This is a genomic window from Nocardiopsis alkaliphila YIM 80379 (assembly GCF_000341005.1).
GTDB lineage: Bacteria > Actinomycetota > Actinomycetes > Streptosporangiales > Streptosporangiaceae > Nocardiopsis > Nocardiopsis alkaliphila.
Genome location: NZ_ANBD01000162.1, coordinates 1 through 21,348, shown reverse-complemented (window position 1 = coordinate 21,348; position 21,348 = coordinate 1). Strand labels below are relative to the sequence as shown.

Below are 21,348 nucleotides of genomic sequence, written 5' to 3'. Positions count from 1 at the left end.
ATAAGGTGGAAACGCAGCCGGCGGGAGGTTTCCTTGACACACACCCGGGCCTCCTCCACGAATCGGGGACGGCCGCCCATGAGTGACCGCCGCAGGGAAGTCGTGCGCACGCAGATCGCCCACGTCGCGGTGGAACTGTTCACCGCCAAAGGCGTGTCCGCGACCACCGGTGAGGACATCGCCCGCGAGCTCGGCATCTCCGCCCGGACCCTGTGGCGCTACTTCCCGAGCAAGGAGAGCTGTGTGCGCCCCCTGCTCACCGGCGGACTCGACCTCATGGCGCGCCGGTTGCGTTCTTGGCCCCCGGAGCTGTCCCTGACCGAATACCTGGAGCGGTCCGAGGCCTTCGACGACATCGGGGAACAGCCGTTGGCGTCGATGCTCGACCTCATCCGGATGACCCGCACCGAACCCGGCCTCATGGCCGTGTGGTTGGAGGTCCACCACAGCGCGGAGGAGATCTTCGCCGAGGCCATCGCCGAACGTGCCGGGGCCGCCCCCGACGCGCTCTTCGTCCGAGTCCAGGCCGCCGCGATCAACGTGGCGCTACGGGTGGCCGCGGAACGGTTCGCCGCCCAGGAGGGCCAGAGCGAGGACATGGCCGACCTGGTGCGGGCCGCCCTGGGCACCGTCGACCACGGCCTGGGCCCCGTCACCGACGCGGGCGTTTGACCCGTTCTCCACCACCGGCACCCGAGGAACCCGATGCCCCAGCTGCACCCCGACCTGTCCCTCGCCCGATTCCTGCCTCCGCTTCCCTTGGGACCGCGCACCGTGCACCTGTTTCGGTGGGCGTCCGAACGCATGCGCCCGCGCCGCGCCCCGGCCGACATACGGATCGAGGAACACACCGTCCCCGGTTCCCGGGGCGCCCCGCCGGTCTCGGTGCGTCTGTACCGTCCCCGTTCGCGGCGAGGACCCACACCGGTACTGCTGTGGAACCACGGCGGCGGCTTCCTGTTCGGCAGTCCGATCCAGGACGAGGCCGGCAGCATCGGGTTCGCGCGCGAACTCGGCGTCACCGTGGTCGCCCCGCGCTACCGCAAGGCACCGCCGCACACCGCTCCGGCCCCGGTCGAGGACGCCCACGCCGTCCTGTCCTGGCTGGTGACCGGCGCCGAACGACTGGACGTGGATCCCGATCGGGTGGTGATCGGCGGTGCCAGCGCCGGCGGAGGCATCACCGCGGCACTGGCGTTGATGTGCCGTGATCGCGGTGGTCCCCGGCCACTGTTCCAACTGCTCGTCTACCCCATGTTGGACGACCGCACCACCCTGCGCACGGACCTGGACGCCCTTCCCACCCGTCTGTGGTCGGTGGCCGACAACCGCTTCGCGTGGCGGACCTACCTGAACCGATCCCCCGGCGGATCAGGGGTCTCCCCCTACGCCGCGCCCGCGAGAGGCGAGGACCTGTCCGGGTTGCCTCCGGCGTGGATCGGGGTGGGCACCTTGGACCTGTTCCACGACGAGGACCTGGCCTACGCCGAGCGGTTGCGCGCCGCCGGGGTGCCCTGCGAGGTCCACGTCGTGAAGGGAGCCTTCCACGGGTTCGAGGCGGTCTTTCCCACCGCGAAGGTGACCCGCGCGTTCCTGGGCGCACAGGTCACGGCGTTGCGCTCGGCCTTGAGTACTCCCCCACGCCCCTGAGCCCGCCCCCTCGAACCCCGCTCGGAGCAGAGCGTCCGGGGGCGATCGACTCCGCGCCCAAGGCCTGGAACCCCGCCCCCTTCGGGCCTCGGGCACGCCCTATGCTGTCGGCGCACGGCGAGGAGAGGACCTCATGACGAACACCCCCCAGGACACCCCGAACACCGACGTACCGCACTCGGCACGCGTCTACGACTACTGGCTCGGTGGCAAGGACAACTACCCCGCGGACCGGGCGATGGGCGACCGGATCCTATCCGTACTACCGATGATCGGGGACATGGCGGTACAGAACCGTGCCTTCCTCGAACGCACGATCCGTTTCCTGGCCCAAGAGCGCGGGATCCGCCAGTTCCTCGACATCGGCACCGGCCTGCCCACCGCGAACAACATCCACCAGGTGGCCCAATCGGTGGCCCCGGAGTCCCGGATCGTCTACGTCGACCACGATCCCCTGGTCCTGGCCCACGCGCGAGCCCTGCTGACCAGCGCGCCCGAGGGACGCACCGCCTACGTGGAGGCCGACCTGCGCGACCCCGAGACCATCCTGCGCGGTGCCGCGCAGACCCTGGACCTGTCCGAACCGGTGGGCCTTTCCCTGCTGGGCGTGCTCTTCCACATCACCGACGACACCGCCTACGACATCGTCCGGGAGTTGGTCTTGGCACTGCCCTCCGGTAGCCACGTGGTCCTCACCCACGCCACCGACGCCGCCACCGGGCCGGCCATGCGCGAGGCGGTGCGCCAGTGGAACCAGAGCGCCGACAACCCCATCGTGCTACGCGCCCCGGAGCGGATCGCCGCGTTCTTCGAGGGGTTGGAGTGGGTGGAGCCGGGGCTGGTGTCGATTCCCAGATGGCGACCGGACCCCACCGAGGTCGGTGAACCTCGACTGGTGGACGAGTTCGGCGCGGTGGCTCGCAAGCCCTGAACGGCCGGTGTCCAGTATGTGAAATCGAATAGACCACCAGAGGCCTTTCGACCGTGTTCCACAACACTCCGACCCAGAGAAGAAAGCGTTCTTTTCTCACATAAAGAACACCGTCTTTGTATTCTCCGAAGAACCGCTCCGCAAACGGGCCCCCAGGCGAAAACGCCGGCACCCAGGGTCGTTAGGGTTCCGCAGATGGCCCTGGCGGGGCGATTCGGGCCACGACGGCCCGTCCCCGCCGACCACCGGCGATGGGGCCGGCGAGGGCGGCGCCGCACGAATTCAGGAGGCATCGGACATGTTCCGAAAGATACTGGTGGCCAACCGCGGTGAGATCGCGATCCGCGCCCTACGCGCGGGGCACGAACTGGGCGCCAGGACCGTGGCGGTCTTCCCCTACGAGGACCGCAATTCCCTGCACCGGCTCAAGGCCGACCAGGCCTACCAGATCGGGGAACCGGGACACCCGGTCCGGGCCTACCTGTCGGTGGAGGAGATCGTCAGCGCCGCCGTCGAGGCCGGCGCGGACGCCGTCTACCCCGGGTACGGATTCCTTTCGGAGAACCCGGAACTGGCGCGGGCCTGCGCGGAGGCCGGTATCACCTTCGTCGGCCCGCCCGCCGAGGTACTGGAGCTGACCGGTAACAAGGCCACGGCGATCGACTCCGCGCGCCGGGCCGGCATCCCCGTCCTGGAGTCCTCCGAGCCCTCCACCGACCTGGAGGCCCTGATGGAGGCCTCCCGGACGGTCGGATTCCCCCTGTTCGTCAAGGCCGTGGCCGGCGGCGGTGGCCGAGGCATGCGCCGGGTGGACACCGCGGAGGAGCTGCGGGAAGCGATCGAGGCCGCCATGCGTGAGGCGGAGACGGCCTTCGGCGACCCCACAGTGTTCCTGGAACGGGCCGTGGTGGACCCCCGCCACATCGAGGTGCAGATCCTGGCCGATGGCCAGGGCGGCGTCATCCACCTGTACGAGCGCGACTGTTCGGTGCAACGACGCCACCAGAAGGTGGTGGAGCTGGCCCCCGCCCCGAACCTGGACCCCGACCTGCGCGATCGCATGTGCCGCGACGCGGTGCGCCTGGCCCAGGAGATCGGCTACCGCAACGCCGGCACCGTGGAGTTCCTGGTCGGTAAGGACGGCTCGCACGTGTTCATCGAGATGAACCCGCGCATCCAGGTGGAGCACACCGTCACCGAAGAGGTCACCGACGTCGACCTCGTGCAGTCCCAGATCCGTATCGCCGCCGGGGAGAGCCTGGCCGACCTGGGTCTGTCCCAGGACGACGTCGTCGTGCACGGCGCCGCGCTCCAATGCCGCATCACCACCGAGGACCCGGCCAACGGGTTCCGTCCCGACACCGGCACGATCAGTGCCTACCGCTCCCCCGGTGGTTCGGGGATCCGCCTGGACGGCGGTACCGCGGCCGCCGGTTCGGAGGTCAGCGCCTACTTCGACTCCCTGTTGGTCAAGCTCACCTGCCGTGGCCGGGACTTCGACACGGCGGTCCGGCGGGCCCGCCGCGCGGTCGCGGAGTTCCGTATCCGCGGTATCTCCACGAACATCCCCTTCCTGCAGGCGGTGTTGGAGGACGAGGACTTCCGGGCCGGTCGCGCCACCACCTCGTTCATCGAGGAACGCCCCCAGCTGCTCACCGCCCGTCCCTCCGCCGACCGTGGCACCCGTCTGCTCACCTACCTGGCCGACGTGACGGTGAACAAGCCGCACGGGGAACGCCCCCAGCTGCTCGATCCCGCCGAGAAGCTGCCCCACGTGCCCCAGGAGGCACCGCCGGCCGGTTCCAAGCAGCGCCTGGACGAGCTGGGCCCCGAGGGGTTCGCCCGTTGGCTGCGTGAGTCCCCGAACCTGGGCGTCACCGACACCACCTTCCGGGACGCCCACCAGTCACTGCTGGCCACCCGGGTACGCACCCGCGACCTGCTGGCCGCCGCCCCGGCGGTCGCCCACACCATGCCCGAACTGCTCTCCCTGGAGGCCTGGGGCGGCGCCACCTACGACGTGGCACTGCGCTTCTTGGCCGAGGACCCCTGGGACCGGTTGGCGGCGCTGCGCGAGGCCGTGCCCAACATCTGCCTGCAGATGCTGCTGCGCGGTCGCAACACCGTCGGCTACACCCCCTACCCCACCGAGGTGACCGACGCGTTCGTGCGTGAGGCCGCCAAGACCGGGGTGGACGTGTTCCGCGTCTTCGACGCCCTCAACGACGTCGACCAGATGCGCCCGGCCATCGACGCCGTCCGTGAGACCGGTACCGGTGTGGCCGAGGTGGCGCTGTGCTACACCGCCGACCTTTCGGACCCGGCGGAGAAGCTCTACACCCTCGACTACTACCTGAAGCTGGCCGAGCGGATCGTGGAGGCGGGCGCGCACGTGCTCGCGATCAAGGACATGGCCGGTCTGTTGCGCGCCCCGGCGGCCAAGCGTTTGGTCACCGCCCTGCGCAGCGAGTTCGACCTGCCCGTCCACGTGCACACCCATGACCCCGCCGGTGGCCAGCTGGCGACCTACCTGGCCGCCGTGCAGGCGGGCGCCGACGCCGTGGACGGCGCGGCGGCGTCGATGTCGGGCACCACGTCGCAGCCGTCGCTGTCGGCGATCGTGGCCGCCTTCGACCATTCCGAGACGCCCACCGGGCTGTCCTTGGACGCCGTCAACGAGTTGGAGCCCTACTGGGAGTCGGTGCGCCGGGTCTACGCGCCCTTCGAGGCGGGCCTGGCCTCCCCGACCGGGCGGGTGTACCACCACGAGATCCCCGGCGGCCAGCTGTCCAATCTGCGCACCCAGGCGATCGCACTGGGGTTGGGCGACCGCTTCGAGGACATCGAGGCGATGTACGCGGCCGCCGACCGCATGCTGGGCCGCTTGGTGAAGGTGACCCCCTCCTCCAAGGTCGTCGGTGACCTGGCCCTGCACCTGGTGGGCGCGGGCGTGTCTCCGGACGAGTTCGAAAAGGACCCGGACCGCTTCGACGTGCCCGACTCGGTGGTGGGCTTCCTGCGCGGTGAACTGGGGGTGCCTCCGGGCGAGTGGCCCGAGCCCTTCCGCACCAAGGCGCTGCGCGGTCGTGGTGAGCCGCGCGCGGCGGTGGAACTGAGCCCGGTGGACCGCGCCGGTCTGGCCGAGGAGCCTCGGGCGACCCTGAACCGACTGCTGTTCGCCGGCCCCACCAAGGAGTTCGAGTCGCACCGGGCGGCCTACGGCGACACCAGCCTGCTGGACAGCCAGGACTTCTTCTACGGGCTACGCGAGGGCGAGGAGCACGTGGTCGACCTGGAGCCGGGCGTGCGTTTGCTCATCAAGCTACAGGCGGTGAGCGAGCCGGACGAGCGTGGTATGCGCACCGTGATGACCACGCTCAACGACCAGCTGCGTCCGCTGCACATCCGAGACCGTTCGCTGGCCTCGGCGGTGAACGAGGCGGAGAAGGCCGACCGGGACGATCCCGCCCAGGTCGCGGCCCCGTTCGCCGGTGTGGTCACCCCCGTGGTGGCCAAGGGCGACAAGGTCGAGGCCGGTGACACGGTGGCCACCATCGAGGCGATGAAGATGGAGGCCTCGATCACCGCCCCACAGGATGGCGTGGTCGCCCGTGTGGCGGTCGACGGCGCCCAGCGGGTCGAGGGTGGCGACCTGATCGTCCACCTGAGCTGACCGGTGCTCCGGGCGGTCCTCGCGCAGGGCCGCCCGGAGCCGGCGGGCGACCGGGGTCTGCGGACGTGCGGAGCCCTTCGGAGACGAAAAAGCCCGCTTCGACGGGTGATCCGTGCCTAGGAGGGGTTCCCGAGCCGGACCCGGGTCGGCCACACTGGTCCCACTCCCCTCTCCTGGCTCGGATCGGACCCCCATGAACGACACCCCCGCCGTCCCCCAAGGCGTCGACACCTCCGCCCCGCACTCCGCACGCGTGTGGAACTACTGGCTCGGTGGCAAGGACAACTACCCCGTCGACCGCGAACTCGGCGACCAGATCCTACGGATCCACCCCAAGATCGCCGTCGACGCCCGCGCGGGCCGGGCCTTCCTGGTCCGCACCATCACCCACCTGACCGCTGAGGAGGGCGTGCGCCAGTTCTTGGACATCGGGACGGGACTTCCCACCCACCAGAACACCCACGAGATCGCCCAGGCCCTCGCCCTCGAGTCGCGGGTGGTCTACGTCGACAACGATCCCATGGTGCTCGCGCACGCCCGTGCCCTGCTGACCGGAACCTCGCAGGGCGCCACCGAGTTCGTCGACTCCGACCTGCGCGACCCCGCCCGGGTCCTGGAGCGGGCCGGAGAACTCCTCGACCTGGAGCGACCGGTCGGAGTGTCGATCATCGGCACGCTCGGGCACGTGCCCACCATGGAGGAAGCACTGGACCTCGTCCGCGCCTACGTGGACCCGCTGCCCTCGGGCAGCTTCCTGATCGTGGCCGACGCCGTCCTGCCCGAGGAGGGCACCGCCACCGAAGCCCTACAGGAATGGAACAAGGAGGCGGCCCTGGCCTACCGAGGACATACACGGGCCGAGTTCGCCTCCTACTTCGACGGCCTGGACCTACTCGACCCCGGCATCGGCCCCAGCCCGCTCTGGCGTCCCGAGCCCGTGGAGGTCGGCCTGGCCCCGGACACCGACATGTACGGCGGTGTGGGCCGCAAGCCCTGACCCACCCGGCGCGTCATGAACGACGTCCTTCGGTGGTGCCTTTCCGTCACCGGAGCGGCGTCGCCCGAGCGTGGTCCGTACCATGGGGGCGTCCCCGAGCACGCGGCACCGGCCGCGACGAAGAGGAGCTCCCGTGGTCGACGTCCCCGAACGCGCCCTGGTCGTGATGGCCCATCCCGACGACGCCGACTTCGCCTGTGCGGGCACCGTCGCGTCGTGGACCGCCGCCGGAACCGAGGTGGTCTACCTGATGGTCACCGATGGTGAAGCCGGTGGGGACGAACTCACCCTGGACAGCGCGGAGATCGGGGCGATGCGCCGAGGTGAGCAGCGGCGAGCCGCCGCCGAGGTCGGGGTCAAGGACGTGCGTTTCCTCGGTCACCCGGACGGCCGCGTGGTCCCCTCACTGGAACTGCGTCGTGACATCGCCCGGGTGATCCGCCAGGTACGCCCCCAGCGCGTGATCATCCCCAGCCCCGAACGCGACTGGGACAACATCCACGCCGCCCACCCCGACCACATGGCCACCGGTGAGGCGGCGATCAACGCGGTGTTCCCCGACGCCCGGAATCCGCACGCGCACCGGGAACTGCTCGCCGAGGAGGGGCTGGTCCCCTGGATCGTCCCCCAGGTGTGGGTCGCGGGCGGCCCACGACCGCACCACCACTCGGACATCACCGGCGTCTTCGAGCGCAAGCTCGCGGCGCTGGCCGCGCACGAGAGCCAGATCCGCGACATCGACGAACTCGAACCCATGCTGCGGGCGTGGATGGGCGACAACGCGGTCAAGGGCGGCCTGCCCGAAGGCTCCCTGGCGGAGGTCTTCCGAATCGTCCACACCACCTGAGCAGCGGGCGGCGGCACGACACGGACCAAGGCGGAGCGCCAAGGCGAACACCAGGGGATACGACGTATCCTCGAGGCGTGACCGAAACGCTCCACGCGCGCACCGCCGAGGAGGCCGCCGACCGGATCCACGAGGTCCTCGGCGCCGGGCCGATGGCCGTATTGACCGGGGCGGGGATCTCGACCGACTCGGGTATCCCCGACTACCGAGGCCCGGACTCGCCCCCGCGCAAACCCATGACCTACCAGGAGTTCATCGGCGACGGGGCCTTTCGCCGCCACTATTGGGCACGCAACCACGTGGGATGGCGGCACGTGGAACGGACCCGTCCCAACGAGGGGCACCGGTCCCTGGCCACGCTCGAACGGGTCGGCGTGGTCGGCGGGATCATCACCCAGAACGTGGACACCCTGCACGGGGTGGCCGGCAGTCGCCGCGTCATCGACCTGCACGGCCGATACGACCGGGTGATCTGCCTCCAATGCCGCTCGGTGACCGCCCGTGCGGAGTTGGCGGTGCGCCTGAACGCGCTCAACCCGGACTTCATCGAGGACGTGGCCGACGTGGAGGTCGCCCCGGACGCCGACGCCGTCCTGGCCCGTACCGAGGGCTTTCGGGTGGCGGACTGTTCCGACTGCGGCGGGACCCTCAAACCGGACATCGTGTACTTCGGTGAGAACGTGCCCAAACCACGGGTCATGCGCGCCTATGGGAGGGTCGACGCCGCTCAGGGCCTACTGGTGGTAGGTTCATCGCTGACCGTCTTCTCCGGCCGACGGTTCGTCAAACACGCCGTCGGCCAGGGCAAACCCGTGGTCATCCTCAACCGCGGAACGACCCGTTGCGACGCCATGGCGACGCTGACCATCGACCACGGCTGCTCTCCGGTCCTGCGCGCTCTCGCCGACTCCCACCGCGTCTGAGGGGCGATCCCCGCCCCGGCGCGTTGGGCGTGTGCGTCGCACCCCCACGGGGGATGCTCGTGATGGATCCCCCGACCCCTCTCTACCCCTTTTTCCGAACCGGGCGGGACCCCGACCGACACGTACACGGAGGATCGCGTGCCGATCAACAACACGAACATCCTCATCTCAGGAGGCGGGGTGGCCGGATCGGCGCTCGCCCTCTGGCTGGCCCGGAAGGGTTTCACACCCACCGTCGTCGACGCGGCCCCGGGGCCGCGTTCCGAGGGCGACCACGTGGAGGTCTCCCGGCGTGGCCTGGAACTCCTGGACCGCATGGGCTTGGGCGGACGGGTCCGGGCCCTGGGGTCGCACCACACCCAACTCCGGACCCACATCAGTGGACGCACCGAGCCCGTGCTCATGCCCCTCGAACCCGATTCCCTGCTGATCCGGCACGAGTCGCTGGTCCGGGTCCTATGGGAGGAGATCGACCGGCTCGACCAGGCGCGGGTGGAGCGTGTGGACGGCGACACCGTCACCGGCCTGGCCCAGGACCGCACCGGAGTGGACGTCACCTTCGCGCACGCCGAACCCCGGCGCTTCGACCTGGTGGTGGGCGCGGACGGTCTCTACTCCCCCGTGCGTCGCCTGGCCTTCGCGGAGTCGGATGAGAACCGGCTGCGCCCCCTGGAGATCAATGTGGCGACCTTCGAGGCGCCCAACATGCTCGGTACCCGTAACGCCCTGTCCTGGCACGTGTGGCCCTATCGGGGCTGTGTGGCCGCCACCCTGCCCGGCGACGAGCGGTTGTTCGTGACCTTACTGATGCGTGACCGCTTCCCGGTGCGTCCGGGCTCCCTCGACCAAGGAGCGTTGCGGCGCATGGTGGAGGAGACCTTCGGCGCGGACGGGTGGCGAATGCCGGAGTTGTTGGCGGCCATGCGCCAGGCCACGGTGCACGTCGCTCCGGAGACCCAGGTGCGCATGGACGTGTGGTCACGGGACCGAGTGGTCCTGATCGGTGACGCCGCCACCTGTTCGGGGCAACTGAGCGGGCAGGGCGCGGGGGTGGCCCTGCTGGGCGCCCTGGCCTTGGCGGGTGAGCTGGCCTACTCGGACGGTGAGCACGGACCGGCGTACTTCTCCTACGAGGCGGCGATGCGTGCCACGGCCCGAGAGGCCCGTGCGGTGGCCCCCCAGGTGGCGGACACCGGTGCCCCGGAGGTCGAGCCGTACGAGATGTGGGTACGTGAGCGCGCCGACGCGGTCCTGTCCCGTGCCACCAGGCTCATGAACAAACTGGGCCTTCGCACCGCCAGGGACCCGGTGGGCCGGGACTTCGCCTTGGAGCGTTACGCCAAGATGTTCGACGCCCCGGAAGGCGACGGCTGAGTCCGACCAGGGTCGACCCCTCCGCCGACCGGGTCTCCTTCCCGGCCGGCGGGTCCGGTGGCCCGGTACCCGAAAGTCCGCCGCTGATGGTCGATCTCTCTCCGAACACCGCTCCCATGGCGCTCGACGGTGGGTTCAGGCCTCCTTGGGCGGCGCCGTACTGTTGCGTTCCACCAAGCGGGTGGCCAGGTCGATCCGGGTGGTCTCGGGTACGTCGCCCCGGACCAGGTCGATGAGCATCCGGGTGGCCATCTGCGCCATGTCCCGCAGGGGTTGGCGAACCGTGGTCAGTGGCGGAATCGCCCACCGTGCCTCGGGCAGATCGTCGAAACCCACCAGCGAGACGTCGTCGGGGACTCGCAGACCACGTTCGTACAGGGCCTCGTAGGCGCCTCGGGCCATCTGGTCGGAACCGGCGAAGATCGCCGTGGGGGGTTCGGGCAGTTCGAGCAGGGCCTCGGTGAGCTCCTTTCCGGTACCGGCCATGAAGTCGCCATGGCTGACGTAGCCCTCCGGGACGGGCAGACCCGCGTTGCGCATGGCGCTGCGATAGCCGTCCACGCGCCCGCGGCTGCACATCACGTGGGCGGGACCGGCGATGGTGGCGATACGCCGATGCCCCAAGGCGATGAGGTGTTCGGTCGCGCTGAGCCCGCCGTCCCAGTTGGCTGCGCCCACGGCCGGGACCCCGCGTGCCGGATCCCCTATGGGGTCGATGAGCACCACGGGGATTCCCAGGGCGTCGAGCTGGGCCTGTTGCTGGGAGGACAGTTCGGACAGTACCAGGACCACCCCGTCGGAGTGACGGGCCTGGATGTTGTCCAGCCACTTACGGCCGGGGCGTCTGCGCTTGCGATCGTGCACCGCCGAGACGACGATACCGAAACCCGCGTCGTGGGTGACCTCTTCCACCCCGGTGAGGATCTCCATGGCCCACGGACTGCCCAAGTCGAGGAAGACCAGGTCGAGCAGGCCCACCGTCCGCCGCCCCCGATGCCTGCGGGGTTGATAACGATGTTGTTCCAGGAGCCGCTCCACCTGGCGTCGCGTCTCGGCGGCGACATCGATGTGCCCGTTGATCACCTTGGAGACCGTGGACACCGACACCCCCGCTTCACCTGCGATTTCCGCCAAAGTGGGTCTTTGCTTCGCCATGCGCCTCCTCAACGTCGAGGGATCGAAATCCCTTGGTCCGGTGAGCGGATTGTAGCCCGAAAGTTTTCGATGACCCACACCGTAACCTCCTCGAAACCAGCCATCCCCTTGACGTCGCCAAGTGGACGACTTAGCGTCAAGCATCCCGAAAGCTATCGGAAACATTTCGGAGACTTTCGGATCTCCCCCTAGTCCGACCCAAGGAACGGTGTCCACGCCATGAGTCGCACCCACCGAACAAGCGTGCTCGGTAGTACCGCCCTGGCCCTGGCCCTAGTGGCCACGGGCTGCGGATCCTCCGGTCCCGGAACCTCGGAGGACACCCTCCAGGTCTGGGCGTTGGAGGAGGCGGCCGTCAACGACGTCCTCGAAGCCAGCATGGAGTCCTACAACGAGGGCTCCGAACTCGAGAGCGAACTCGTCACCTTCGTCAACGACGCCTACAAGCAGCGCTTGCAGGTCGCCCTGGGCTCCCCCAACGCCCCCGACGTCTTCTTCAACTGGGGCGGCGGCAACCTCGCCGAATACGTCAACCAGGGCCAGGTGTTCAACATGACCACCGCCTTGGACGAGAACCCCGACTTCCGGGACTCGTTCCTGCCCAGTGTCCTGGACGTCGCCAAGATCGAGGACGGCTACTACGGCGTGCCGATGCTCGGCATGCAGCCGGTGGTCCTGTTCACCAACAACGCCGTCCTGGCCGAGTCCGGTCTGGAGGCCCCCGAGACTTACGACGACCTCCTCCACGCCGTCGACGTCCTCCAGGAGGACGGGGTCACCCCGATCGTCCTGCCCGGCGCCCAGGGCTGGACCCAGCTGATGTGGCTGTCCTACCTGACCGAACGCATCGGCGGCCCCGAGGTCTTCCAGGCCGTGGTCGACGGCGAGCCGGGTGCCTGGGAACACCCCGCCATGATCGAGGCCATGGAGAAGTGCCAGGAACTGGTCGAGGCCGGAGCCTTCGGCCCCAACTTCGCCTCCATCGACTACGACGGTGGCGGCGCCTCGGCCCTGCTCGCCAATGGTGACGCCGCGATGTTCCTGATGGGCAGCTGGGACCTGTCCCAGCAGCAGGAGAACGCCCCCGACTTCGTCGACAGCGGCGACCTGGGCTACGTCCCCTTCCCCATGGTGGAGGGCGGCGAAGGCGAGGAAGGCGCCGTCGTCGGTAACCCCAGCAACTACTTCTCCATCAACAACGACAGCGTCAACCACGACGCCGCCGTCGACTTCCTGGTGGAGACCGTCACCTCCGACGAGTACGTGAGCGGCCTGATCGACGCCGGTCAGGTGCCGGCCGTCGAGGGCATCGAGGACCAGCTCGCCGAAAGCCAGTACTCCGACTTCGCGGTCTTCACCCACGGCATGGTCTCCGACGCCCCCAGCTTCACCCAGTCCTGGGACCAGGCCATCCCGCCGGCCGCCGCCGACGCCCTCTTGACCAACCTGCAATTGCTCTTCCTGGGTGAGACCACTCCGGAAGACTTCGCCGCCGACATGGAGTCCTACCTGTGAGGTCCTCCTCCGCCACGGAGCGGCCCGGATTCATCTGGGTCGCTCCGGCCCTGCTGTTCTTCGGCCTGTTCGGCCTGGGACCGGTGTTGATCGTGCTGTACCTGAGCCTGACCTCCTGGAGCGGGCTCGGCGTCCCCGAGTGGGTGGGCATGGACAACTGGGTCCGCTTGGGCAACGACGAACAGGTGCGGTCCAGCCTGGGCATCACGCTGTTCCTGACCGTTCTGTGCTGGGCCACCCAGACCCCGATGGCGTTGGCCTTCGGAACCTGGGCCGCCGGCACCCAGAAGTCCCGAGCCGTGGTGAGCTCGATCTTCTTCCTGCCACTGCTGCTGTCCACCGCGGCCATCGCTCTGCTCTGGAAGGCCATCCTCGAACCCCACTACGGATTGCCCGGCCAGATCGGCCCCCTGATCGGCTTCAGCGGCAACGTCTTGGGAGACTCGACCCTGGCGCTGTACGCGATCGCGCTCATCGTGCTGTGGCAGTTCCTGCCGTTCCACATGCTGCTCTACCAAGCGGCGGCCCGGCAGGTCCCCAAGTCGCTCTACGAGGCGGCCGAACTGGACGGGGCCTCCCCCATCCAGCGTTTCCTGAGGATCACCGTCCCCCAGCTTCGCCACACCATCATCGCCTCGTCCGTGCTGATGATCGTGGGGTCGATGACCTACTTCGAGACGGTGCTGCTGTTGACCAACGGCGGCCCGGGCAACGCCACCCGGATCCTGCCGCTGTACATGTACACCCAGGGCTTCGTCGCCTTCGAGATGGGTTACGCGAGCGCGATCGCGGTCGTGCTGGTGATTCTGGGTGCCGGGCTTTCGCTCCTGGTGGTGCGTGCGACCGGATACTCCCGTATGACCAGCCAGAGGGAGGGCATCTGACATGGCCACCGACACACACGCCCGCAGGCGCGACCCCGCCGGGAACGCCCCCGGCGCGCCCCCGACCAAGAGCGTCAAGGACAAGGTGACCTCCCGGCTGCGTGGTAGGCCCGGCAGACGCCCCGCCTACTGGGCCGGACTCGGCGCCGCCCTTTGGCTCGTCGTCGTCGCCATCCCGCTGTACTTCCTGTTGGCCACCAGCTTTCGCGGGTCCGGCGACTACATGTCCCAGGGGCCGCTGGCCATCCCCGAGACCCTCACCTTCGACAACTACGTCAACGTGTTCGAAGTGGGGTTCCTGGGCTTCTTGGCCAACAGCCTCATCGTGGCGCTCGGGGCGGTCGGTCTGGTCCTGCTCGTGGCGGTTCCCGCGGCGTTCGGAATCGTGCGTAGTCGCAGCCGCGCCGTGGCCACGACCTTCTCACTGTTCCTGCTGGGCCTGGCCGTCCCCGCCCAGGCGGTGATCATCCCGGTCTATCTGCTCATCACCAGGATGAACCTGTACGACACCCTCATCGCCGTCATCCTGCCCACCGCGGCGTTCAGCCTGCCCATCTCCATCCTGGTGCTCACCAGTTCGCTGCGTGACGTCCCCGGGTCGCTGTACGAGGCGATGGCGCTGGACGGTGCCACCACCTGGCAGGTCTTCCTGCGACTGGTGCTGCCACTGTCGCGGCCGGGCGTGATGACGGTGGCGATCTTCGTCGGACTCAACGCCTGGAACAACTTCATCTTCCCGCTGGTACTGACCCAGACCGAGTCCACCCGGGTCCTGCCACTGGGCCTGTGGGCGTTCCAGAGCCAGTACGGGACGGACGTGCCCGGGCTGATGGCCGCGGTGGTGCTGTCCTCGCTGCCCATCCTCGCCCTGTACCTGTTCGGCCGTAGACAACTGCTCGGCGGACTGGCCGCCGGTTTCGGTAAGTGACACCCGCCAACGCCCCGGGTGCGCGGCGCGGTCTCCCCTTCCCCTTTCCGCTCCGACTCCCCGTCCCGGGGCGTTCGCCCACCTTCCGCCGGTCGACCGGCCCCGACGAAAGGCCACGATGACCACCACCTCCACCGGCGTCTTCGCCGGAACGATCATCAACCCGGTCCTGCCCGGTTTCCACCCCGACCCCTCCATCCTGCGGGTCGGTGAGGACTACTACATGGCCACCTCCACCTTCGAGTGGAGCCCCGGGGTACTGCTGCACCACTCCCGGGACCTGGTCCACTGGCGGCCCCTGGGCGGCGTCCTGAACGAGGACCGCCTCTTGGACCTGACCGGTCACCGGGACGGGGCCGGTGTGTGGGCGCCCTGCCTGTCGTACCGGAACGGGGTCTTCCACCTGATCTTCACCGACGTGGAGAACTACGCCGAGGGATTTTGGGACACCCCCAACTACGTGACCAGCGCCCCCTCCATCGAGGGCCCTTGGAGCGACCCGGCGCCGATCCACTCCATGGGATTCGACCCGTCCCTGTTCCACGACGAGGACGGGCGCAGCTGGGTGGTGAGCAGCCTCAGCGACTGGCGTCCGGGCCGACACGCCTTCGCCGGAATCGTCCTCCAAGAGCTGGACCTGGACACGATGCGCCCCATCGGTGAACCCCGGGTGATCTTCGAGGGCACCGAGGCGCGAGTGACCGAGGCCCCTCACCTGTACCGCGAGAACGGCTGGTACTACCTGGTCACCGCCGAAGGCGGCACCCAGTGGGACCACCAGACCACGGTGGCGCGTTCGCGCGACATCGACGGTCCCTACGAGGTGGACCCGGCCGGGCCCATGCTGTCCTCCCGCGAACATCCGTCGCTGCCGCTCCAAAAGGCCGGACACGGCAGTCTGGTGCGCACCCCGGACGGTGAGTGGTTCCTGGCCCACCTGACCGGACGGCCGCTGACCGAACGCGGTCGGTGCGTGCTGGGCCGAGAAAGCGCCATCCAACGGGTGGAATGGGTGGACGGGTGGCCCCGTATCGAGGGTGCGATCCCGCACGTACGGGTCCAAGGGCCCGCTCTGCCCCCGCACCCTTGGCCCGAGGCCCCCGAGACCGACGACTTCGACGCCCCCGTCCTGCGTCCCCAATGGAGCACGCTGCGCAGGCACGCCCACCAGAGCTGGGTGTCGTTGACCGAACGCCCCGGTCACCTGCGTATTCGGGGCGGACAGTCACCATCCGGGACGCGCACCCCCAGCCTGGTCGCCCGCCGGGTCCAGCACCACGAGTGCTCGATGGAGACGGTGATGGAGTTCTCCACCGACACCTTCCAGCGAATGGCGGGGCTGACCGCGTACTACAACATGCGTCAGTGGTACTACCTGCGCGTTGGCTTCGACGAGAACGAGGGCCTGTTCGCCGGGGTGCTCGGTTCCGATCGCGGCAAGGTCCGTGAGCTGGGGGAGCGCGTGGACGTGCGCGGATGGGACAGGTTCCACCTACGGGTGGAGATCGACCGGGAGCGGCTGCGGTTCTTCCTCTCCCAGGACGGCCGCGAATGGGCGCCCGTCGGTGGTGTGCTGGACGCGAGCATCCTGTCGGACGAGTACGCCGAGGAGCGGGCGCCCGATGGTGAGACGACCACCCTCTGGGGGTTCACCGGCGCCTTCCTGGGCCTGTGGGCACACGACCTGACCGGGTTGGGAAGCCACGCCGACTTCGACCACGTCACCTACCGGGGATCGTAGGTCCACCGAGCCGAGGGGGCGCTCCGTTCATGGGGTCCTGGGCGCGCCCCCTCACCTTTCTTCACCGGCGTGGTCCCTCACCCACTCGCCTGTGCTTCCTACAGGGCCAACGCGGTCTTGAGGCCCTTGCCCACAGCGGTCATCGTCACATGGCTCAACGCCCCCGGGTCCTCCAGCAGCTCGTCGTCGAACACATGGGTGATCTCGTCGCACGAGACGAAGCCGCGCGGTGGCGGATCGGCCGGTCCAAGCGGGACACGTGTGGTCCTCGGTTCCCTGCGAGTCGGCCTCAGACGTACGGCCGGGCAGTCACCGAGGTCGGCGTTGCGCTGGTTGTTGGAGACCACCAGGAAAGGCTTTCGCTCGTCCTGTTCTCCGGTGTCCGAGTAGACCCGGTGGACACGGCCACGTACCGGGGTCGACGCATTCATTCGGCGGCTCGGGGGGACACACTCGAATGCCGCCTCCAAGGGGCGAAGGGCGCCGTACGGGCGACGGGGCCGGGCTCGCGGAATACCGCGTCGCGGCCTTGTCGACGCCGGGCTCGCGGGGCGCTCCGGGCGGTTCGGCCCTTGCCCCCTTAGGTTGGTCTCGGCACGGTGACGACGATGACGGGAGGATCCATGGGATCGGATGCGACACCGGTGGCCTTGGGCCGGCACGGTGTGTGGCTACCCCACCAGGAGATCGACGAGGACGTGGCCGCCGAGGTGGAACGGCTGGGTTATGGCACCCTGTGGGTGGGTGGTTCGCCCTCCTCGGACCTGGAGCCGGTCGCGACCGCGCTGGCGGCCACGTCACGGTTGTCGGTGGCGACCGGGATCGTCAACATCTGGGCCGCTCCCGCCGAAGAGGTCGCCGACGCCTACCGCAGGTTGGAGGCGGCCTACCCGGGCCGATTCCTGCTGGGGATCGGAGCCGGGCATCGGGAGGCGAACGGCCCCGAGGCGATCAAACCCCTCCAGGGCATGCGGGAGTACCTGGACGTCTTGGACCGGGAGGGGGTACCACGGGATCGCCGGGTGTTGGCGGCGCTGGGACCGAAGATGTTGAGGCTGAGCGCCGAACGCGCCGCGGGAGCCCACCCGTACCTGGTCAACGCGGCCCACACCCGTAGCGCCCGGAGCGAGTTGGGCGAGGGTCCACTGCTCGCCGTGGAGCACAAGGTGGTGCTGGGGCAGGACCTGGCCCGGACGCGACGGGACGCGCGCGCGGGGATGTCCTTCTACCTGAAGTTGCGCAACTACGTCGCCAACCTGGAGCGACTCGGGTTCACCGAACAGGACTTCGCCGACGGCGGCAGCGACACCCTGATCGACGACCTCGTGGCCCAAGGGTCGGCGGAGAACGCGGCCACCGTGCTCGACATGCACCTGAGCGCGGGGGCCGATCACGTGGTGGTCCAGCCACTGCCGGGTGAGTGCGACCGGCTCGGCACCCTGGCCCGCCTGGCCCCGCCCCTGACCGGATGAGTCCATCCTCGATGAAGGGCGCGCACATCTGACCACCCCGTTCACGTCGAGGGCCCACGCGAAGGGCTCGGCCGGGACGCGGACGTCCCGGCCGAGCCCCCGGTCAGCCCCGATGAGCCCGATCAGTCCTGGTAGAGGGCGTCCAGCTCCGAGCCGTAGCGGTCCACCACGACGCGACGGCGCAACTTCAGCGAGGGCGTCAACTCGCCGGTGTCCGGTCCCCACTCCCTGCTCAGCACTCGGTATCGCTTGATCCGTTCGGCACGGTTGAGACGTTCGTTGGCCGCTTGGACGGCGCCGTCGATCTCGGCGAGGACCTCCGGGTGGGCGGCCAACTCCTCCCCCGTGGCGTCGATCCCCTTGGACGCGGCCCACAGCGGGGTCAACTCGGGGTCGAGCACGATGAGCGCCACCAGGTAGGGACGGCCGTCGCCGTGCGCGAAGGCCTGCCCCACCAGCGGATGCTCCTTGAGGGTGTTCTCCACCAGCGCCGGTGAGACGTTCTTACCGCCGGAGGTGATGATGAGTTCCTTCTTGCGGTCGGTGATCCATAGGAAGCCGTCCTCGTCGATCCGACCGACGTCACCGGTGGCGAACCAGCCGTCGGCGTCGGTGTCGGGTCGGACCGAACCGTCCTGTCGCAGGTAGCCCTCGAAGAGGGAATCACCGCGTAGGAACACCTCGCCGTCCTCGCCCAGCCGCACCTCGACGCCGTCGATGGGGCGGCCCACCGATCCGAGCCGGAAGCTTCCGGCACCGGGTCGGTTCATGGTGGCCACGCCCACCGATTCGGTGAGTCCCCAGGCGTCCATGATCACGACGCCGAGGGAGGCCCAAAAGCGCACCACCTCCGGCGGCATGGGCGCCGAGGCGCTGGAGGGCAGGATCACCTGGTCCAGTCCCATCTTGGCCAGGAGGGGTTCGAGGACGGTGGAACGAGCCCTTTGGTAGCGCTCCCGAAGTTCGACGGGAATCTCGCCGTCGCGTTCGAGGTGTTCGGTGTATTCGGTGGCCACCGCCCGAGCCTGGTCGATGACGGCCTTGCGTTCCTCGGGGAGGGTGGACAGGATCGCCTGCACCGCGCCGGCGAACTTCTCCCACACCCGAGGCACCCCGAGGAAGTGCGGGGGACGCACGTGCGGCAGGACGCCGACCACCGCGGTGGGGTCGGCGCACATGTACACGTGGGAGACCCGTACCAGCGGCATGTACAGACCCAGGAGACGTTCGGCGATGTGCGCCAGTGGGAGGTAGCAGACGTGGGTGGGGTACTCGGGGACTTCGAGGGCCTTGTTCAGGGCGCTGGTCTGGGCCAGGACCCGCCGGTGGGAGATCGCCACGCCCTTGGGGTCTCCGGTGGTCCCGGAGGTGTAGACGACGGTGGCGAGGTCGTCGGGGGTGAGGTCGCGCCACCGGTCCACGGCTCCGGTCGGGGCGGCCTCGGTGAGGGTCGCGTAGGGAGTGTGGCCGCGTTCGAGGACGGCTCCCTCCACCACGACGAGCCGTTCCAAGGGCGTGTCGGGGTCCTTGAGGAGGGTCTCCCAGTGGGCGGCCACCTCGGCGTTCTCGACCACGGCGACGCGAGCGCGACTGTGTCGGGCGATGTGGGTGATCTGTTCGGGGGCGGAGGTGGAGTAGACGGTGCTGGGGATGGCTCCGGTCTGGAGCAGGGCGAGGTCGCAGAGCCAGTGTTCGGGTCGGTTGCCCATCATGATGAGGGCGTGGTCGCCGGGGCGGACCCCGAGGGAGGCGTACCCCTCGGCGAGCGCGGTGACGGTGTCATGCGTCCGGGCCCAGGTGAGGGTGGTCCAATCGGTGGATCCCGGTTCGCGCCAAGAGAGGGCCGGCCGGTCGGGATGGTTGCGCGCGTTGTGTAGGAGGAGTTCGCAAAGGGTGCGGTTCGTGGGGTCGTCCGCGGTGCCGGGAACGGAGGTCATGTGTACTCCTGGGCATCTTCCTCGGGGTGTGACCTAAGACACACATGAGCCTAGCCCTTTCGGATTCCAAGGGAAAGTGTCCGATTCCCCGAGCCACCGAAAAGGAGCCGAACGCCCTTTCGGCCCTACTCCGGGCGGCCACATGAGGCACCCCCGAAAAGGCTCCAGGGCCTCGAAGGACACCAAGCACCCAGGACCATTCCACCGGCCGGCGGCATCGACCCCGCCAGGCCGGACGCGGCCGACGATCCCGGCCCACCCCGGTGTTCGCCTCGGGTCGAGAACCCATGGCCGTGCACGCCCTACTCGACCCTTGAGGTATTTCACACCCGGCGTCGCAGATATCCCATTTCCCATACTTCCGCACACCTTCATGCGGCCACGCTTTTCCTGGGCGAATCGAGGGAATCAATAAGGCACCCCCACCCGAACACTCGCGCCTCCAGGGCCCTAAGCCCCGACATCGCGCACCGAGAACCCCACCCTCTGGACAATTCGGAAACCCAAGTGCTACTGATGGGTAACATGTCTGCGTAACCGCCGGTAACACCCCCGCCGACCCTCAAGGAGTCATCCCCATGTCCCAGTTCTCCCTCCAACTCCCCGAAGAGATCCGTGACGTCCGGGACTGGACGCACGGGTTCGCCAAGGACGTCATCCGTCCCGCCGGAGCCGAGTGGGACGAGCGCGAGGAGACCCCCTGGCCGATCATCCAGGAGGCCGCCAAGATCGGCCTGTACTCCTTGGACTTCTTCGCCGCCCAGGCCTTCGAGGAAAGCGGACTGGGCATGGTCGTGGCCATCGAGGAACTGTTCTGGGGTGACTCGGGCATCGGCCTGTCCATCATGGGCACCGGTCTGGCCGCCGCCTCCCTGAGCGCCACCGGTACCCCCGAACAGATCGGTGAGTGGGCACCGCAGATGTTCGGTACCCCCGACGACGTCAAGCTCGCCGCGTTCTGCGCCTCCGAGCCCAACGCCGGCTCCGACGTCTCGGCCATCAAGACCCGCGCCGTCTACGACCAGGCCAAGGACGAGTGGGTCCTCAACGGCGTCAAGACCTGGGCCACCAACGGCGGCATCGCCAACGTCCACGTCGTCATCGCCTCGGTCGAGCCCGAACTCGGCTCGCGCGGGCAGGCCTCCTTCATCATCCCCCCGAACACCCCGGGCCTGTCCCAGGGCCAAAAGTTCCAAAAGCACGGCATCCGCGCCTCGCACACCGCCGAGGTCGTCCTGGACGACGTGCGCGTCCCCGGCTCCTGCCTGGTCGGTGGCAAGGACAGGCTCGACGAACGCCTCGCCCGCGCCAAGGAGGGCAA

The 21,348-nt window shown here is 69.0% G+C and carries 17 protein-coding genes; 14 read left to right on the top strand and 3 right to left on the bottom strand.

The genetic code is table 11. From position 1 onward, the window contains the following. Positions 1–78: 78 nt before the first annotated feature. The 8 genes from D472_RS0121980 (at position 79) to D472_RS0121945 (ending at position 10,395) form a co-directional block, all read left to right on the top strand. Positions 79–672: a TetR/AcrR family transcriptional regulator gene (locus D472_RS0121980; protein ID WP_017606607.1), complete on the top strand. Its 594-nt coding sequence runs from the start codon at positions 79–81 to the stop codon at positions 670–672. A 33-nt stretch (positions 673–705) separates the two neighbouring features. Then, on the top strand, positions 706–1,650 hold the full coding sequence (locus tag D472_RS0121975) for an alpha/beta hydrolase (RefSeq protein WP_017606606.1): 945 nt from the start codon (positions 706–708) through the stop codon (positions 1,648–1,650). Between the two features lie 133 nt (positions 1,651–1,783). Further along, complete coding sequence (locus D472_RS0121970) at positions 1,784–2,581, top strand: SAM-dependent methyltransferase (RefSeq protein WP_017606605.1); 798 nt, start codon at positions 1,784–1,786, stop codon at positions 2,579–2,581. Between the two features lie 298 nt (positions 2,582–2,879). Continuing rightward, on the top strand, positions 2,880–6,254 hold the full coding sequence (locus D472_RS0121965) for a pyruvate carboxylase (protein ID WP_017606604.1): 3,375 nt from the start codon (positions 2,880–2,882) through the stop codon (positions 6,252–6,254). Between the two features lie 193 nt (positions 6,255–6,447). After that, complete coding sequence (locus D472_RS0121960; RefSeq protein WP_017606603.1) at positions 6,448–7,251, top strand: SAM-dependent methyltransferase; 804 nt, start codon at positions 6,448–6,450, stop codon at positions 7,249–7,251. 133 nt (positions 7,252–7,384) lie between these two features. Further along, the gene (locus D472_RS0121955) at positions 7,385–8,098 is read left to right on the top strand and encodes a PIG-L deacetylase family protein (protein WP_017606602.1); all 714 of its coding nucleotides are present in this window, start codon (positions 7,385–7,387) and stop codon (positions 8,096–8,098) included. Between the two features lie 77 nt (positions 8,099–8,175). After that, positions 8,176–9,021, top strand: coding sequence for an NAD-dependent protein deacetylase (locus D472_RS0121950; RefSeq protein WP_017606601.1), 846 nt, complete (start codon positions 8,176–8,178; stop codon positions 9,019–9,021). A 138-nt stretch (positions 9,022–9,159) separates the two neighbouring features. Further along, positions 9,160–10,395, top strand: a complete 1,236-nt coding sequence (locus D472_RS0121945; RefSeq protein ID WP_017606600.1) for an FAD-dependent monooxygenase — start codon at positions 9,160–9,162, stop codon at positions 10,393–10,395. Positions 10,396–10,530: 135 nt separating this feature from the next. Here D472_RS0121945 and D472_RS0121940 read toward each other — a convergent pair whose 3' ends face one another. Continuing rightward, positions 10,531–11,550 carry a LacI family DNA-binding transcriptional regulator gene (locus D472_RS0121940; protein WP_026117961.1) on the bottom strand — a complete coding sequence of 340 codons (1,020 nt, stop codon included), beginning with the start codon at positions 11,548–11,550 and terminating at the stop codon, positions 10,531–10,533. Positions 11,551–11,793: 243 nt separating this feature from the next. Between D472_RS0121940 and D472_RS0121935 the strand changes: the two genes are divergently transcribed. From D472_RS0121935 to D472_RS0121920, 4 genes are all read left to right on the top strand, one after another. Continuing rightward, positions 11,794–13,065 carry an extracellular solute-binding protein gene (locus D472_RS0121935; RefSeq protein WP_017606598.1) on the top strand — a complete coding sequence of 424 codons (1,272 nt, stop codon included), beginning with the start codon at positions 11,794–11,796 and terminating at the stop codon, positions 13,063–13,065. Then, on the top strand, positions 13,062–13,949 hold the full coding sequence (locus D472_RS0121930; protein ID WP_017606597.1) for a carbohydrate ABC transporter permease: 888 nt from the start codon (positions 13,062–13,064) through the stop codon (positions 13,947–13,949). Before D472_RS0121935 ends, D472_RS0121930 begins: the two co-directional genes overlap by 4 nt. Position 13,950: 1 nt before the next feature. After that, on the top strand, positions 13,951–14,877 hold the full coding sequence (locus tag D472_RS0121925; protein WP_017606596.1) for a carbohydrate ABC transporter permease: 927 nt from the start codon (positions 13,951–13,953) through the stop codon (positions 14,875–14,877). A gap of 118 nt (positions 14,878–14,995) precedes the next feature. Then, positions 14,996–16,618, top strand: coding sequence for a glycoside hydrolase family 43 protein (locus D472_RS0121920; protein ID WP_017606595.1), 1,623 nt, complete (start codon positions 14,996–14,998; stop codon positions 16,616–16,618). Between the two features lie 98 nt (positions 16,619–16,716). On the opposite strand, the gene D472_RS0121915 is transcribed toward D472_RS0121920, so the two are convergent. Continuing rightward, entirely contained in the window at positions 16,717–17,049 is a 333-nt protein-coding gene (locus D472_RS0121915) for a type II toxin-antitoxin system PemK/MazF family toxin (protein ID WP_017606594.1), read from the bottom strand. Between the two features lie 192 nt (positions 17,050–17,241). Between D472_RS0121915 and D472_RS0121910 the strand changes: the two genes are divergently transcribed. Then, a complete protein-coding gene (locus D472_RS0121910; RefSeq protein ID WP_017606593.1) occupies positions 17,242–18,090 on the top strand; it encodes an LLM class F420-dependent oxidoreductase in 849 nt (282 codons plus the stop codon). A gap of 122 nt (positions 18,091–18,212) precedes the next feature. Here D472_RS0121910 and D472_RS0121905 read toward each other — a convergent pair whose 3' ends face one another. Then, a complete protein-coding gene (locus D472_RS0121905) occupies positions 18,213–20,027 on the bottom strand; it encodes an AMP-dependent synthetase/ligase (protein ID WP_017606592.1) in 1,815 nt (604 codons plus the stop codon). Positions 20,028–20,605: 578 nt separating this feature from the next. Here D472_RS0121905 and D472_RS0121900 point away from each other — a divergent pair. After that, positions 20,606–21,348, top strand: a 743-nt coding sequence (locus D472_RS0121900) for an acyl-CoA dehydrogenase family protein (RefSeq protein WP_017606591.1), incomplete at its 3' end; no start/stop codon positions are given.